Source organism: Nocardiopsis trehalosi NBRC 14201 (assembly GCF_001552555.1).
Taxonomy (GTDB): Bacteria; Actinomycetota; Actinomycetes; order Streptosporangiales; family Streptosporangiaceae; genus Nocardiopsis_B; species Nocardiopsis_B trehalosi.
In genome coordinates this window covers 1-981 of the sequence record NZ_BCRK01000360.1, presented here as the reverse complement: position 1 = coordinate 981, position 981 = coordinate 1, and the positions used below count along the sequence as shown (strand labels likewise).

The 981-nt window shown below is 76.0% G+C and carries 1 protein-coding gene; it reads right to left on the bottom strand.

What is annotated here, in order from left to right:
• Positions 1–54: 54 nt before the first annotated feature.
• Positions 55–972 (bottom strand): MBL fold metallo-hydrolase, encoded by a 918-nt coding sequence (locus tag NT8_RS28140; RefSeq protein ID WP_084469351.1) that lies wholly within the window; start codon positions 970–972, stop codon positions 55–57.
• Between the last annotated feature and the right edge of the window lie 9 nt (positions 973–981).

Here is a 981-nt window from a genome sequence, read left to right as displayed (position 1 = left end):
CGGCCGCCCGGACGGGCGGCCGCGGCGGCGGCCGGCCGAGGGCCGGTCGGCCGGCTAGTCGGCGGACACCCAGGAGTCGAAGTTCTTCGACTCGGCCTCGCAGGTGGTGGCGGGCCCGCTGTCGGGCAGCACCCGGGTGTCCGGCGGCAGCGACAGGATGACCTCGCCGATCGAGTGCAGCTGGCGGGTGTAGTCGATGTAGACGCCGCCCACGGTGCCCAGCTCGCCCGCCCGCAGCGAGTCGCCGGTGAAGACCACGCCCCGCTCGGAGATGTAGTAGGCGACGCTGCCCGCCGCCGTGCCCGGGACGGGCAGGATGTCGATCTCCAGGTCGCCCGCCTGGAGCGCCCCGCCGCCCTCGATCTCCAGGTCGGGGCGGTGCTCGGCGCCGTGCAGCCGGCGCCACGGGCGCAGCTCGCGCCGGTGCAGCGCGATCGGCGCCTCGTCGCGCTCGGCCACCTTGATGGCCGAGGCGATGTGCGTGTTGTAGCCGTTGGTGCAGGCGACGAGGTAGACCTCGCGGTCGCCGACGGCCGCCATGATCGCCTCGGCGTCGTGGGCCGGATCGATGACGATGACGCCTTCGTCGTCGGCGTCCACGATCCAGGTGTTGCTGACGACGTCGAACTCCTCCTCGTCGACGACGAGCGTGCCGGCGGTGCGGATCCGCTGGACGCCGTCGGCGTCGGGCTCGTCGACGCCGGGGACCTCGGGCTCGCGGGCCGGCGCGGCGGCCGTGTCGACGGTCTTGTCCTCGTCGTCGGCCTCGTCCGCGTCGTCGGCGGCATCGGCGTCGGTCGCGGAGCCGTCCGCGCCGTCGGTGTCCGCGTCCCGCGCGCGCTCGGCGTCGGCATCGGCGTCGGCGACCGTGCCGGCGGGATCGGCCTCGGGGTCGGCGTCGTCGTCCTCGAACGCCGACGCGGCGTCGGGCGCGTCGGCGGGCTCGGGGCCGACGCCCTCGGCGGCGGGCAGCGGCTCGCC